Genomic DNA, 14048 nt, shown 5'->3' with positions numbered 1-14048 from the left:
GTGCTCAGAAGCGCGCGTTGACGAATTGAGCCATCGTCGAATCGAAGGCACGCTTGGCCACTACATCCAGGGGAAGCTTGCGCAGCTCAGCCGAGATGAGCTCCACACCCCATGGGCCGCGATAGCCAGTGTCGAGAATTGCCTGAACGAAATGTGGGAGATCCAGCTGCCCCTCACCACAGCATTTGCGGTAATGGGTGGAGTCGTTGAACACGTCACCGACCAAGGCCAAATCAGCGTCATCGATCTCGACGCCTTTGATCAGCTCAAGAGGAATCTTACTGATCTCATCGAAGCCCATACCACCACGAGCGATGTGCCAGCTATCAACCATCAGGCCACCGTTAGGGCGAACGCCTTCGGATACAGCCAGCGCCTTATCGATGGTGTTAACGCTGGAGAACGGCAGGAACTCGATGGCTACGTTGACCTTGTACTCCGCAGCTTTGTCACAGAGGATCGCGAACGACTCACGCATCAGCGGGACGTTTACATCGCCCTCTTCAAACAGGCCTGCAGCACATTTGAGGCGAGTGGCTCCGACATCTGCAGCGATGTCGAGCAGCTCTTTGCACATACGATCCGACACCGAACGACGCTCGCAAGCCAGGTGCCAGTCGATCAGGAACTCGACCTCCAGGTGCTTCATGCCGTTGTCCTGAAAAATCTGGCGAACGGTTGGCAGCCCAAGTTTTTCGATGGAGTGAACGATGTCGGAGTACACCAACCCCATGCCTCGCCAGCCGGCTTTGGAAGCTGCTTCGGCGCGTTCCTGCAAGGTGTAAGGACTGATTTCGCTCTGCGCACCTGGGTAGGTGTCACCTGCGATAGTCCAGTAGGAGGCGATCAGATCAACTTGATTACTAGGCATGTCGAATCACTCAAATTACGAGGGAAAAGCGAACTGTGTTCGCGAAGCACGAAGCTCCATCCACATGAATACCGCCCACGGGAAGCTGGGTAAGGCGTTCAGGAAGATGAGCGTTGTTGAGATCGAGCAACAAGAAAGGCGAGCGGATGCCTCGGCATGGCTGACCGCGAAAATATGGAGTGCACGAAGCTTGGGCTTGGCGTCTCATGGTTTGTACCAATTCTTGTTTTTGTGACGTTGAGGTGAGTCTAATTTCTCCCATGAGTGGAAAAAACCCGTAAGATCGGGATACAGCTTCCCACCTAGCGGGAGAATCGCGTGGATCCGTTCAAAGAGGTCGAATTTTTTCTGCAAGTGGCCGAGGCAGGCAGCATTAGCAAGGCAGCCGAGCGACTTGGGCTGTCTGTCTCTGCAGCAAGCCGACACCTCATCGCGTTGGAAACCAGATTGGGTGTTCGCCTTGTGCAGCGCACAACAAGGCAACTGTCACTCACTGAGGTAGGAGAGGAGTTCTACAGGCGCACCAGATCTGTTATGGCAGACCTGAAAGAAGCCGAGAGCGTGGCCAGGGACGCGGTAGTGAAGCCACGCGGTGTGCTCCGGGTTACCGCCTCACTTTCATTCTGTCTGCTTCACATCGAACCGCTCCTTCCTGAGTTCACTCGGCGCTACCCGGAGATCAGTGTCGACGTGATCTCTGCAAACCGATACCTGGATGTGATGGAAAATAACGTTGACGTAGCTATCCGCACCAGGCAGTTCGAGGCAGATAACAACCTCACCATCAGGCGCCTGGCAGAAACACGGAGGATCCTCGCCGCCTCCCCCGAGTATCTGGAGAAGAACGGCGTCCCCAAGCATCCTATGGATCTCATCCGCCACAAGATGCTGGTGTACGACTATGCGATTAACCCAACCGAGCTGCCCTTCAAGCGCCGGGATGAAACCGCGACTGTCAACGTGAGATCCTTCATTTCTGCCAACGATGGCCAGGTTGTGCTGAAAGCCGCCCTGGATGACCTCGGGATTCTCATCCAGCCGAAATACATCGTTCAGGATCACCTTGAGCGTGGGGAGCTGGTTCCCGTATTGGACGACTGGGATCTACCTCGCCTAACGATGAACATCGCTTTTCAGACTCGCAGGCACATGCCCGCAAAGGTTCGACTCTTCATTGAAGCGCTAGCAGAACGCTTCCGAAAAAACGATTACGAGCGGCTCTGGACAAAGTGATCGGTTTTTCACAGGTGAAATAAAGATTTCCCAAAAATCGGTTTTTTACCGATAGCGGTAAATATACGCTGACTCGACCAAATACAAGATTCAGGTCAGCCCAGCATGATCCACATCACCGAAGAGATCAGATCTCACATTCATGATCTGGAAGGTCGTCGATATCGCGCCATGCTTGAGGGCGATATCGACACCTTTATCACCCTCTCCCACCCGGGCCTCACCTATACCCACTCCACAGGTATCGTCGACTCGCTATCGAGTTACGTGGCCAAGTGTAAGGACGGCTACTACCAGTATCTCAACCTCGACGTCCCCATCGACAACATTCAAGTCCTCGGCAACGTTGCGATTGTACATGGTCGAATGGCCGGTGAGATCGTAGCCGGCGGTACTCACAAAACGCTGAATAACCGCACCCTTTCCGTATGGACTTCACTGGGTGGCGAGTGGAAGTTTCTGGCCTATCAGCCCACCCCAATCAAATAGCGCACCCCAAATTCATCTGCAGCGCTCAGCCTGCTGCCATTTGTAGTCAACAACAACAGGACTAGAACCCGTGGCTATCGCGAATTTCACCTACACCGGTCTTCCTTCCCGCGTCATTTTCGGAAAAGGCTCACTTCAGCAACTCGAAGCTGAAATTGATCACCTGGGGTCGCGTCGTGCGTTGGTACTCTCGACTCCAGAACAGCGCAGCCAGGCAGAACGCATTGCTGACATCTTGGGCTCTCGTGCTGCCGGCATCTTCGACAAAGCCGTCATGCACGTGCCAATTGAAACTGCTCGTGAGGCTCGTCAGGTTGCTCAAGAACTGGGGGCTGACTGTGCTGTGGCTATCGGCGGCGGCTCTACCACCGGCCTGGGTAAAGCGATTGCCTTGGAATCCGGCCTGCCAATTCTTGCTATCCCGACCACCTACGCCGGCTCGGAGATGACCTCGGTTTATGGCCTGACTGAAAACGGCATCAAGCGGACGGGCAAAGATGTGCGCGTTCTGCCGAAGACCGTCATCTATGACCCTGAGCTGTCGGCGACGTTGCCAGTCGAACTGTCCGTAACCAGTGGTATGAACGCCATTGCGCACGCAGCAGAAGGCCTGTACGCACAGGACGGTAACCCTGTGATGTCGCTGATCGCTGAAGAAGGCATCCGCGCAATGGCCGAAGGCCTGAAGCTGATTCTCGAGAATCCGGAAGATTTGGATGCTCGCTCGGACTGCCTGTACGGCGCCTGGCTGTGCAGCACCGTCCTGGGCAACGTCGGTATGGCGCTTCACCACAAGCTCTGCCACACGCTGGGCGGCAGCTTCAACCTGCCTCACGCACCAACGCACACTATCGTGCTGCCGCACGCTATTTCCTACAACTCAGAAGCAGCACCTGATGCGGCTGCCCGCATCGTTCGGGCCCTGGGTGGGAAATCTGCCTCGGCAGGCCAAGCGCTGTACGACCTGTCCAAGTCCTTGGGTGCGCCCCTGGCGTTGAAATCCTTGGGCGTCAACGAAGCCGACATGGATCGCGCTACTGAAATTGCGCTGGCCAACCCTTACTGGAACCCTCGCCCAATCGAACGTGATGCGATCCGCGAGCTGCTTCAGAACGCTTATGAAGGTAACCGCCCAGTTTAAGCTGCGGATTTGCCTTAACCCACTCAATCCTCGTGCGGGGGGTTGAGTGGGTCTTTTTTTACCTCGTCCAATACCGCTCGTAGCCTTCCTTCTTGAAATGCTCCAGCAGGAAATCGATGAACAGTCTGGTCTTTGCAGGCATGTAGCGACGATCCTGGAAGGCAAGATTGATCGTCAATCGGGGCAAATCCCAGTCATCAAGAACAGGGAGCAATCTGCCGGCAACCAAGTCGTCGTAGATGATGTACTTGGGCTGAACCAAAATCCCTGCACCGGCAAGCGCCGCGGCTCTAACTATCTGCCCGTCGTTCGACTCCATCGAAGGCTGAATCTTGACCGAAGCCCTCTCCTCCCCTCTGGTGAACTCCATCGAGTTGGGATGGTTCGCGTGGCTATAGATAAGCAGGTCGTGATTCTCGAGGTCGGCCACTGTTTTTGGATACCCACGCTGGGCTAGGTATGACGGGGATGCTGCAAGCACTCTCCGCGTTTCCGCCAAGCGCCGAATCGTGATGTTGGAGTCAGCCTCAAATTCTCGGGTACGAATCGCGAGGTCAATTTCCGTATCCATGATGTCGTAGTAGCGGTTGGCACCGATGATCTTCACCTTGATGCCTGGATACAGACGCTTAAATGCAGGCACTAGAGGCGCTAGGTGCAGCATAGAGAAGGAAATCGTCGCCGTGATGGTCAGGGTACCGGTGGGCTCGACCAACGCCGCATTCACCGATGCTTCAGCCTCCGCCCATTCAGCAAGCAAGGCCTTACAACGACCGTAAAAATCATGACCCGCGTTGGTCAACGCTAAGCGCCGAGTATTCCGGTCGACCAGACGCACACGAAGCCGACTCTCGAGCGCTGCCAGGTGTCGGCTCGCTGCAGCATTGGAAATATCCAATTTTTCAGCAGCCTTGCTCAGCGTTCCCAGCTCTGCTGTCTGAACGAAGAGCTCTATCTCGGTGTAGCGATCCACGGGATGCCTCTCAGTTTTTCACGGGTGAAACAAAGAATTTCATTGTCAGTATTTTATTCCACTGGGAAGCACTTTAGCGTAGTTACACCAATTCGAAAATGCCGGGGAAGCCCCCCGACATCGCCGATTACAAGAAAGAAGGAACCAGGGGCAACCAATGAGAAATCTGGACGAACACACTATTACCCAGGCCGTTTTGACTCGAAACGCCAACGCTGATGACGCGCGCCTGCGCGAGATCATGACCAGCCTGGTTCAGCACCTTCACGCTTTCGCTCGTGAGACAAAACTCACCGAGCCAGAGTGGGAGAAAGGCATCGAATTCCTGACCGCAGTGGGCCAGATCTGTTCTCCGACGCGCCAGGAGTTCATTCTTCTCTCGGACACGCTGGGATTGTCCACCCTCGTGACTGCACAGAACCACAAGAAGCCAGACGGCTGTACTGAAGCCACCGTGTTCGGCCCATTCCACGTGCAGAATGCCCCGCAGTACGACCTCGGCGCCGACATCAGCGATGGTTTGCCGGGCGTGCCGTGGTATGTGCGTGGCTCTATTAAAGACATCGATGGCAACCCAGTGCCTCACGCTGTCATCGAGGTATGGCAGGCTGACGACGCCGGCTTCTACGACGTCCAGAAACCCGAGCTCGGGCAAGAGACTTATCAGGGCCGCGCGGTGCTGCAGGCCGACAGCGAAGGCCTCTACCACTTCAAGACCATCGTTCCTGAGTGCTATCCGATTCCCCACGATGGCCCGGTAGGCAAAATGCTGCAGGCGCTAGACCGCCACCCCTGGAGGCCTGCGCACCTGCACTTCATGATCATCTCGCCGAACCATGAGCGTCTGGTAACCCACGTCTTCCGGGAGCATGGTGAGTACCTGGACTCTGACGCCGTATTCGGTGTGCGCTCTTCGCTCATCGCGGATTGGGTGGAGCATCAGCCCGGCCTCGACCCCTATGGCAATCAAGTAGACTCTCCGTACTACACCCTCGACTTTGACTTCGTTCTGAACCCAGTCACCCGATAAGAAATTCCACTACAGCCCGAGCACGACTGGTCGGGCTTTGCCCTTCCCTGGAGCACCAACATGCAACCTGTAAAACACATTGTCATGTGGAATTTACGCGGTGACAGCGAACAAGAACGCACCGACAACATTCACAAAGTGAAGCGAGAGTTCGAAGCGATACGGAACGAGATTCCCGGCCTCAAGCTTCTCGAGATAGGTGTCGACTTCAGCAAAATCGACTACGCATGCCATGTCGTCCTGTATTCGGAATTTGAGTCGGCTCAGGCGCTCCAGGACTACGCAACCCACCCTGCCCACATCCGCGTGAAAGAGGCTCTGGGCAACCTGCGTACCCATCGGTACCAGGTCGACTACGTAGGCTAAACCCACGACAGGAGCCCGTTCAATCAACGGGCTTTTTATTGCCTGTTGGTTTTCTACATGCACTCTCATGAGACGCGGCTCACAACTTAGGCGGACTCGCACACGCCGTACTCCCACACCACCGTACATACGGTTCCGTATACGACGTCGCCTGCGGTGGCTATCCCGCTACGCCGTCTAATCCGCTTCCTGTTCGTCAGGCCAGCATTTTGACTCGGGCTTCCTTCAGATCCGCAGTCGCCCTCGACGCCCTTGCCTCGGGCTAACACTTCCCCTTGCCGGGCGAGTAGAGGACTTTCAGCTCCAAGTCACCCGCTCGACCACCCACAGCCAAACGGGTTGCGCTAACGCGCAACGCGCCATGTATGGCGCACGCAAAAAAAAAGCCCGACATTAATGTCGGGCTTGGCACTCTAGAGTCAGCTTAGAACTTAACCGCCATTTTCAAGCCTGCAACCACTGCACTGTCGACCTCCTCCACACCACCCGGGTGACGGATGTACTGAAGGTTCGGCCTCAGGGTGAGCCAGGGAGTTACGGCAAACCCGTAGTAGATCTCCGCATCGTATTCGGTATCGCGAATGGGCATGAACGCTGGATTGTCGTAGTCGTTGATGCCGGCGAGCTGGTTGGTGAGACTGGCTTGTTTAGCTACTGCTGGGTTGACGTGGATACGTGCAACGCCAAATCCGAAATCATCCTTCGGACGGGAGTCGAACGGGCCCTTATAAGACACACCGACCTGAACGAAGTTGTCGACCAGGTTGGTTTCCTTATCGTGCATGGTGGCATTGAAAAACACAGACAGACCGCGATCAATGCTGCCACCGCGAGACGTCAACTGCTGCTGGATGACAACCCAGGAGCCGTGCTTGCTGCCATGACTCTGAAACGCCCCGCCCGATACAGGTTGAGGTTGGCCATCCGCCCCATCGTAAACGTCATCAGCCTTAGCATTACTGTAGTAATACCCAGCTCGATATTCGCCTGGCAGGCCATTTACCTTCGGTGTCCAGACCAGCTCTACAGGGAACAAGGCCCCCTCAGCACCACTGCCGCTGAGCTTGAAACCATTGCCAGTTTCAAGATAGGAAGAGTTAACCTCAAAGGCCCCAACCTGCGCGTAGACCTCAGGCGTGAGCTTGTACTTCACACGCGCCGCCCACTGGCTGACTGGCCAGTTGTACCAGACCGAACCAGCCCAGTTCGCCACCTGGGCGCCGCAGAAGGCGTTGTTCTGAAAGTCGCAAGGGAAGGTGTTGAAGTCCTCACCTTCACCGAAGCGCCCGAATTTCACATCCAGATCACCATGTAGAAACTCCTGACTCAGCCACATCTGCGTTAGGCGCCATGTCTGCCCACGCCCATAAACCTCCTGGGTCGAGCTGAGCATGCCTGCGCGTGGATCACCAATCCGGTCACCCGCTAGGTTGCGACCACTGCGTTCGGTAATCATCAGCTGGAACTTCGCCCCCTGCCATCCTGCGAGCTTGTTCATGTCCAGCGAAGTCCCCAGGGCGAGCTGGTCGGTATAGCGCGCAGTCTTGTCCTGATTGTAACCACCGTGCAAATTTGCAGCAGCCTCCCCCACATACTCGACTATGATATCAGCCCCCTTCTCATGGAGCTCAGATCTCAAACCACCCCAGTCGCCAGTCAAGTAATTTGAAGCTTCAAACTTTTCATCAGCCCTAACATGGTCTGAAATCAAACCAATCAGACCCAATACAGTAACGCCAAGCAGAACGCGGGGGTTAACAGGGTGAAGATAGACGACTGGCATATACTCTCCTACTGTACTTTTATTATTTTACGAAGTGCGAGCTTATGAGCAGAAGCTCTACTGCTGGAGCGACACGCAAAAAGGCTCACTTTCATGTGCCAAACACTGAAAGCGAGCAATCGATCAAGAGGGTTTGAGCGTAAGAATTTAAAGCTGCCTGGAGGTTATATGCAGTGGCACCACCACTTAGGCAGTGCCACTGCAGGCACAACTATTTAAGCAGGATCACCAAGAAATACTTGTTTTGGCTTTAATGCTTGATTCTTGAAGCGAGTCATTTTTTCCACCAAAGCGATGTTCCATGAGCCGCTCGATTTCTTCCAGCGAAAGCCCTTTGGTCTCTGGTACACAGCGCAGGCAGAAAATAATCGAGAATACGTTAACCACAGCGAACAGGAAGAAGGTCATGCCGCCGAAATAGCTCAAGGCAATTGGGAAAGCAAAGGCTACGATGGCATTGAAGATCCAGAACAGACCCACCGCGATCCCGTTCATGACACCGCGAGAGTGGGTCGGGAAGATTTCAGACATCAGCACCCAGTAGACAGGGCCGATGCACATTTGCATGAAGAAGAGGAACACCAGAATACCGGACAGTGCCAGGTAGCTCTGCGTGAGCGAACTAGGCATGAAGTTGATTACAACACCCAGGAAGATCTGGGTCAGGACAACAACTGCGAGCCCCAAGATCAGCATTGGTCGACGACCCATGCGACTGATGGCCCACATGCCGATCATGCAAGCAATTACCGAAATCACACCATTACCAATGGTAGCTACCAGGGCAGCACTGGTTCCCATACCGGTGGATTTAAGGATGCTCGGCGTGTAGTACATGAAAGCATTCACGCCGGTCGCTTGGATAACAAACCCAAGACCAATCCCCACCAACAGCAGCTTCATCAGCCATGGCTCACTGAGCTTGCTGACCATCGTGGTATGAGTGCGCTCGTAACTGCACTGCTCGACGATTTCCTTCACTTCCTCATCAGTTTCCTTCTCGGTATCGCGCAGGCCCAGCAATATCTTGCGAGCCTCATCAACGCGCCCTTTGGTCACCAACCAACGAGGGGAAGTCGGGACGAAATTCGTACCGATGTACAACAGGGCAGCTGGGATCAAAGCAATCGCCAGCATGTATCGCCAAATAGCTGGATTCTCAAACAGATGAGCCAGGAGAGCGCTCGAGATGTAGGCCAGGCATTGGCCGGAGACGATCATCAATTCACTCTGACAGACCAGCCTCCCCCGGTGTTTGGGCCCGGCAAGCTCGGCGATGAATACCGGAACGATAGAGGAAGCGCCGCCGACAGCGATGCCCAAGGCAAAGCGAATCATGATCATGGCCCAAATACTTGGGGCCAGTGCGCTCCCGATGGCGCCGAAGGCGAACAGCAGAGCTAGCAGCTTGAGAACTAGGAGACGACCGTAACGGTCAGCCAAATGTCCGGCAGCAAACGCACCCACCGCGCCACCAAAAATCAGAGAGGATGCAACCGCTCCTTCAGTCACGGGGGTAAGACCGAGTCCACCTTCACTCGGATCAAGCGTCATGAATGGGAGGGCACCCGAGATCACACCGGTGTCGTAACCGAAGGCGAGCGAACCCATGGTTGCGATGGCCGCTACGCGCCATAGGATCTTGGATTTTTGGCTAGGCAAGGCATGGTCGCCAGGTTGCATGAGCATCTACCTTTTTTAGATTTATGTAGTTGGTAGTGAAAGGCTATCCCCGCTACATTCAAAAAAAAACAGGCGTTGGGGAAATGTGTTTTTCCCCCATGAAAAGCTGACGTGCGATAGAGGCGATTTTCTTCCAGAATAGTGATACGCGGCCATCTCACGATGAGTAACCGTTCAGGAGCAGAGGATGATTGATTGCAATCGCGGATGGTCGACTCTTGCGGTGTTTCGAGTTCCCCGCTCCGTAGAATTACGCTGATGGGTACAGCGCCGGCAACTGTCTTGATAGCAGCCCAGCCGCTGTTGGGTTCAGCATCTCTGAACTGAGATTGTCTCTGAGCACCCATTTACAGGCCACGATCTCATTGCGAGCCTTGGGCCTTTCTTCATCATCGAAATGAGTGGTGAAAACGTGGTGTACGGTCAATCCCACCTGAACGGTGCACAGTGGAAGCAGGCTGTGGCCTGCGATGGCGGTTTCTTCCTGGAGCTCCCTGGTAGCGGCTGCGATTGGGGACTCCCCCGGCTCGATAACACCGCCAGGGAAATTCCACTTTCCACTTTTTTTACGAACCAGAAGAACTCTGCCGCTTCGAAGACAGATGATCGTTGCTCTAGCCTTGATCTTGGCATTTCGCGCTTTCTTGTCCCGCATGCACACGCTCAGCTCGTCATTAGGTTCATATCCGTCTCGTTGTAGCGAGTAGAGACTTATTCTCTGAAGACTCACCTATATGACGACTCGTTCAACCCTGATGGGCACAGCCCCATCTTCAGATCCCTCAATGAAAAAGCCAGCGACATCCATGTTGCTGGCGCCCTTACAGGCGAAAACCTTTAACGTCGCTCAACCAGGAGATCTGCTTTGGCCTCAAAGCCATAAACGGACTTGGCTTCCAGATACTCCTCCAAGCCCAGCACCCCCATCGAGCGTCCGACACCAGATTGCTTGTAACCACCCATCGGCGTGACTGAGTTGGTTTCCGCACCGTTGAATGAAATACGGCCCGCGCGCAGGCCTTTGGCGAATTTGTAACCCCGGTCGCTGTCCCTGCTGAACACGTAACCACCCAGGCCATAAGGCGAGTCGTTGGCAATTTCCAGGGCTTCGGTTTCAGTGGAATAAGGGATGACAGCAAGGACTGGGCCGAAGATTTCCTCACGAGCAATGGTCATGTCGGGCGATACATCTACAAAGACTGTCGGCTTGGTATAGAAGCCTGCGTCGAAGCCTTCTGGTCGCCCTACCCCGCCTGCAACAAGGCGAGCACCTTCATCAATACCCGATTGGATGTGACGCTGGATGCTATCGAATTGAGCTCTGCTCACGATTGGCCCCATGGTCGTCTCAGGATTTTGAGGGTCACCGATGCGGTACTTGCTTACTTCGTCTTGAAGGAATGGAATGACCTGATCAATCTGCGACTCATGCACCAACATACGGCTCGGAGCGTGGCACGATTGCCCAGTATTGAAGAAGCAGCGCTGGATGTTCCAGCGAGCTGCTTTCTCCAAGTCTGCGTCTTTGAGGACAATATTGGCAGACTTCCCGCCCAGCTCCAGACACACGCGCTTGATGGTACGTGCTGCTGCTTGCCCTACCTGACTGCCAGCACCTGTAGACCCAGTAAACGAAACCATGTCGATATCAGGATGGCTGGACATGGCCTCACCAATCACGCGTCCAGGCCCGTTGAGCAGGTTGAAAACGCCCTTCGGCACCCCGGCTTCATGGAGGACTTCTGCGAGAAGGATGGCGCTGATTGGCGAATTCACGCTAGGTTTGGAGACAACAGTACATCCAGCCGCCAGGGCATAAATCACCTTGATGACTTTCGTCTGGATCGGCCAGTTCCATGGCGATATCAGTGCGCAAACACCGATAGGCTCGCGGCGAACGATAGTTGCACCAACCCTCGATTCAAAGGCATAGCTTTTCAGCAGGTCGCGGGCAACCTTCATGTGACCGACCGGCCCCATGACTTGAGCGCGCGAACTGACAGGTATCCCAACCTCTTGAGCGATCGCAGCTGCGAACTCATCAATACGCGATTCGTAGGCTTCGATGATCCTGTCGATCAACGCGATACGCTCATCTGCGCTGGTTAGCGAAAAGGTTTCAAAAGCCTTACGCGCAGCAGCTACCGCCTTGTTAACGTCGTCAACTCCCCCCATCGCGATGCTCGCGAAGGGAGCCTCGGTCGCTGGGTTGATGAGATCGATGTAGCTCGGGTTAAGCGGGGTCACCCACTCTCCGTCAATGTAAAACTTCTCGTAACGCTGCATTGCACTGACCTCTCTCTGCTCGCTATCAGCTGCTGTGGGTGTAGCCACCATCGCACGCGATGGTTTGGCCAGTGATAAAGGCCGCAGCCGGAGTAGCCAGGAACATCAGAATCCCTACAAGGTCAGTTGGCATCATGCCGCGCGGAATGCATTGCATATTGGCGGTACGCTCACGCAGCTCAAGGGTCGGGTTGACGGTGCGCTCGACTTCAGTAGCCACCATGCCCGGCCGGATGCAGTTAACGGTGATGCCGTAGCTCCCAAGCTCACGCGCCAGAGAGTTGGTCATCCCAATGATGGCGGACTTCGAGGTGACGTAGTGCAGGTAGTTAACAGTGCCCCGCGGCACCGCATCCGAGGAGATGTTGATGATGCGACCGAAGCCCGCTTCCTTCATCGATTTGGCTACTGCGCGAACACAGAGGAACGTGCCAGTTACGTTAACGCGCATGACCAGTTCCCATTGCTCGAGAGGGATCTGATCGAATGGGCGCTTTTCGATAGCGGCGAAAACCGATGCGTTGTTGATGAGCACATCGACACGACCATATGCCTCAACCACGCGGGCAACCATTGCATCCACTGAGGCCTGGTCACCTACGTCGACACGAACGGCCAATGCTTGCCCGCCTGCTTCCTGAATTTCGCCCGCTACAGATTCGGCCTTTTCAGCATTCAAATCCGCGACCACGGCGATAGCACCCGCCGCGCCGTATTGACGAGCCAACTCACGACCAATGCCCTGGCCGGCACCGGTAATGAGGACGACACGCCCGTCGACGCTGAAGCAACGCGCAGAAGCCGGGACACCGGAATCATGAGGAGCATGGGTTACGGTTTGATCAGTCATTTTGGTTCCTGGATTTTGTTATTGGAGGATCACAAACCTGCCGAGCGAGCTTCGGCTGCTTGGGCAAATTATTATCACCGCAACAACACAGTGTCAATTGGCGGGATTTTTGTAATTTCTGATCAATCAAGTGATATCGAGGCTCATGCCTCTCCCATATCGGCATACCTCCACCCCAACAGAATGGCTGAAAATCTAGCCATGAAGGCTATCAATCCGTTCGTCTATGACGCTCAGCGACAACCCTCAACCAGCCTCTCATCGGATTGACAATATCCCACTATGCGAGATAACGTTGATTTATGCAGCATAGTACGCCGTCTGGGCGAGGACGAGCTGGGTTGGCAGCAGTCATGCCGAGCCACTGGCCACTGCATAACTGGTATCACCCGACTAAACCGATGAGGGAATAAAAATGCGGGTTTCGAAAGCTTCAGACACCGATAGCGAACTGGTCGGCACGATGCGTGAGGGCGTGCTTGCCCAGAAACACTTGCTATTTGGTGAGGACGGATCGCCCAACAATTACGACCTGAACATGGGGCGTGCCGGTGAAGGCGGTTGGCGGACTCCAAGGCATCGCCACAATTTCGATCAGGTTCGTTACATCATCAAAGGCTCGCTGCCTTACGCCGAAGGGAAGGTTCTTCAGGAAGGCTGGGTTGGGTATTTCCCAGAGAGCGTTCATTACGGCCCCCAAGACCGTAGCGAAGGGCTCGAAACCCTGGTTCTGCAGTTCGGAGGAGCAAGCGGCTTCGGCTACCTCAGTGTTGCCCAACGCGAAGCGACTAACGCCGTTCTCAACGAGAAGGGGCGCTTCAGCAAAGGCAAGTACATCTACATCGATGCCAACGGCGAGGAGCAAACCATCGATGGTTCTGCGGCGTGCTTCGAACATGCCACTGGCCGCAAGCTGGAGTTTGCAACTCCACGTTATGAAGACGTGATCGCCATGAACCCAGCGGCCTACGACTGGGTTCATCAAGGCTCGGAAGGTGTAGCCGTCAAGTGGCTTGGATCGTTCACTGAGCGAAACGCCCGTATTGGTTTCGTCCGCCTTGATGAGAATGCGGCCTACGGTGCGGGGGAGCATCCATCGATCGAAATCCTGTTCCTTGCCAAAGGCCGTGTTGCGGTTGGCGATCAAGAATATGGCCCGGCTACCGCCTTTGAGTTCCTCGCGAACGAAGGCCCTATTGCGATCCGAGCTCTGGAGCCGACCGAGTTCCTCTGCTTTGTGCTTCCGAAATTCTGAACTGCACTGGGGCGGGATCATCACCGCCCCTTGCTGCCATCAATGCATCTGCTTTCACCATCTCGTCTTCCTGAAGGACTGAATCCAA

At 55.0% G+C, this 14048-nt stretch carries 14 protein-coding genes; 7 read left to right on the top strand and 7 right to left on the bottom strand.

Going from position 1 to position 14048, the window contains the following annotated elements:
• Window positions 1-4: 4 nt before the first annotated feature.
• Window positions 5-871 (bottom strand): sugar phosphate isomerase/epimerase, encoded by an 867-nt coding sequence (locus tag ACIPW4_RS13015; RefSeq protein ID WP_086975070.1) that lies wholly within the window; start codon window positions 869-871, stop codon window positions 5-7.
• 318 nt (window positions 872-1189) lie between these two features.
• Here ACIPW4_RS13015 and ACIPW4_RS13010 point away from each other — a divergent pair, with 318 nt between their 5' ends.
• The 3 genes from ACIPW4_RS13010 (at window position 1190) to ACIPW4_RS13000 (ending at window position 3734) form a co-directional block, all read left to right on the top strand.
• Window positions 1190-2104: a LysR family transcriptional regulator gene (locus tag ACIPW4_RS13010; protein ID WP_400658376.1), complete on the top strand. Its 915-nt coding sequence runs from the start codon at window positions 1190-1192 to the stop codon at window positions 2102-2104.
• Between the two features lie 105 nt (window positions 2105-2209).
• Entirely contained in the window at window positions 2210-2593 is a 384-nt protein-coding gene (locus ACIPW4_RS13005) for a nuclear transport factor 2 family protein (protein WP_400658374.1), read from the top strand.
• Between the two features lie 76 nt (window positions 2594-2669).
• A complete protein-coding gene (locus ACIPW4_RS13000) occupies window positions 2670-3734 on the top strand; it encodes a maleylacetate reductase (RefSeq protein WP_400658632.1) in 1065 nt (354 codons plus the stop codon).
• 58 nt (window positions 3735-3792) lie between these two features.
• Here the strand turns inward: ACIPW4_RS13000 and ACIPW4_RS12995 are convergent, their stop codons facing one another.
• Window positions 3793-4707, bottom strand: a complete 915-nt coding sequence (locus ACIPW4_RS12995) for a LysR family transcriptional regulator (RefSeq protein ID WP_004576106.1) — start codon at window positions 4705-4707, stop codon at window positions 3793-3795.
• Between the two features lie 157 nt (window positions 4708-4864).
• Here ACIPW4_RS12995 and ACIPW4_RS12990 point away from each other — a divergent pair, with 157 nt between their 5' ends.
• Both ACIPW4_RS12990 and ACIPW4_RS12985 read left to right on the top strand, forming a co-directional pair.
• A complete protein-coding gene (locus tag ACIPW4_RS12990) occupies window positions 4865-5737 on the top strand; it encodes an intradiol ring-cleavage dioxygenase (protein WP_400658372.1) in 873 nt (290 codons plus the stop codon).
• Between the two features lie 60 nt (window positions 5738-5797).
• A complete protein-coding gene (locus tag ACIPW4_RS12985) occupies window positions 5798-6103 on the top strand; it encodes a Dabb family protein (RefSeq protein WP_400658370.1) in 306 nt (101 codons plus the stop codon).
• A 424-nt stretch (window positions 6104-6527) separates the two neighbouring features.
• On the opposite strand, the gene ACIPW4_RS12980 is transcribed toward ACIPW4_RS12985, so the two are convergent.
• The 5 genes from ACIPW4_RS12980 to ACIPW4_RS12960 all read right to left on the bottom strand — a co-directional run bounded on the left by ACIPW4_RS12980 (window position 6528) and on the right by ACIPW4_RS12960 (window position 12705).
• The gene (locus tag ACIPW4_RS12980) at window positions 6528-7886 is read right to left on the bottom strand and encodes a carbohydrate porin (protein WP_400658368.1); all 1359 of its coding nucleotides are present in this window, start codon (window positions 7884-7886) and stop codon (window positions 6528-6530) included.
• A gap of 225 nt (window positions 7887-8111) precedes the next feature.
• Window positions 8112-9575: a sugar porter family MFS transporter gene (locus tag ACIPW4_RS12975; RefSeq protein ID WP_400658367.1), complete on the bottom strand. Its 1464-nt coding sequence runs from the start codon at window positions 9573-9575 to the stop codon at window positions 8112-8114.
• A gap of 244 nt (window positions 9576-9819) precedes the next feature.
• Window positions 9820-10224, bottom strand: coding sequence for an NUDIX hydrolase (locus ACIPW4_RS12970; RefSeq protein ID WP_400658365.1), 405 nt, complete (start codon window positions 10222-10224; stop codon window positions 9820-9822).
• A 182-nt stretch (window positions 10225-10406) separates the two neighbouring features.
• The gene (locus ACIPW4_RS12965; protein WP_400658363.1) at window positions 10407-11855 is read right to left on the bottom strand and encodes an aldehyde dehydrogenase family protein; all 1449 of its coding nucleotides are present in this window, start codon (window positions 11853-11855) and stop codon (window positions 10407-10409) included.
• Between the two features lie 25 nt (window positions 11856-11880).
• Window positions 11881-12705: an SDR family NAD(P)-dependent oxidoreductase gene (locus ACIPW4_RS12960; protein ID WP_400658361.1), complete on the bottom strand. Its 825-nt coding sequence runs from the start codon at window positions 12703-12705 to the stop codon at window positions 11881-11883.
• Between ACIPW4_RS12960 and ACIPW4_RS12955 the strand changes: the two genes are divergently transcribed.
• Entirely contained in the window at window positions 12682-12975 is a 294-nt protein-coding gene (locus ACIPW4_RS12955; RefSeq protein ID WP_400658359.1) for a hypothetical protein, read from the top strand. The genes ACIPW4_RS12960 and ACIPW4_RS12955 overlap by 24 nt on opposite strands.
• 145 nt (window positions 12976-13120) lie before the next feature.
• Window positions 13121-13960 carry a hypothetical protein gene (locus ACIPW4_RS12950; RefSeq protein ID WP_400658357.1) on the top strand — a complete coding sequence of 280 codons (840 nt, stop codon included), beginning with the start codon at window positions 13121-13123 and terminating at the stop codon, window positions 13958-13960.
• Window positions 13961-14048 lie beyond the last annotated feature (88 nt).

The organism is Pseudomonas sp. NPDC089996, from assembly GCF_044748405.1.
Lineage (GTDB): Bacteria > Pseudomonadota > Gammaproteobacteria > Pseudomonadales > Pseudomonadaceae > Aquipseudomonas.
This window is presented reverse-complemented; position numbering and strand designations above follow the sequence as displayed.

Bases quoted from the DNA above. Each gene is read 5' to 3' on its own strand.
- ACIPW4_RS13015 (WP_086975070.1), bottom strand. From the start codon at position 871: ATGCCTAGTAATCAAGTTGATCTGATCGCCTCCTACTGGACTATCGCA.
- ACIPW4_RS13005 (WP_400658374.1), top strand. From the start codon at position 2,210: ATGATCCACATCACCGAAGAGATCAGATCTCACATTCATGATCTGGAA.
- ACIPW4_RS12990 (WP_400658372.1), top strand. From the start codon at position 4,865: ATGAGAAATCTGGACGAACACACTATTACCCAGGCCGTTTTGACTCGA.
- ACIPW4_RS12985 (WP_400658370.1), top strand. From the start codon at position 5,798: ATGCAACCTGTAAAACACATTGTCATGTGGAATTTACGCGGTGACAGC.
- ACIPW4_RS12980 (WP_400658368.1), bottom strand. From the start codon at position 7,886: ATGCCAGTCGTCTATCTTCACCCTGTTAACCCCCGCGTTCTGCTTGGC.
- ACIPW4_RS12975 (WP_400658367.1), bottom strand. From the start codon at position 9,575: ATGCTCATGCAACCTGGCGACCATGCCTTGCCTAGCCAAAAATCCAAG.
- ACIPW4_RS12970 (WP_400658365.1), bottom strand. From the start codon at position 10,224: ATGCGGGACAAGAAAGCGCGAAATGCCAAGATCAAGGCTAGAGCAACG.
- ACIPW4_RS12965 (WP_400658363.1), bottom strand. From the start codon at position 11,855: ATGCAGCGTTACGAGAAGTTTTACATTGACGGAGAGTGGGTGACCCCG.
- ACIPW4_RS12955 (WP_400658359.1), top strand. From the start codon at position 12,682: ATGGGTTACGGTTTGATCAGTCATTTTGGTTCCTGGATTTTGTTATTG.
- ACIPW4_RS12960 (WP_400658361.1), bottom strand. From the start codon at position 12,705: ATGACTGATCAAACCGTAACCCATGCTCCTCATGATTCCGGTGTCCCG.
- ACIPW4_RS12950 (WP_400658357.1), top strand. From the start codon at position 13,121: ATGCGGGTTTCGAAAGCTTCAGACACCGATAGCGAACTGGTCGGCACG.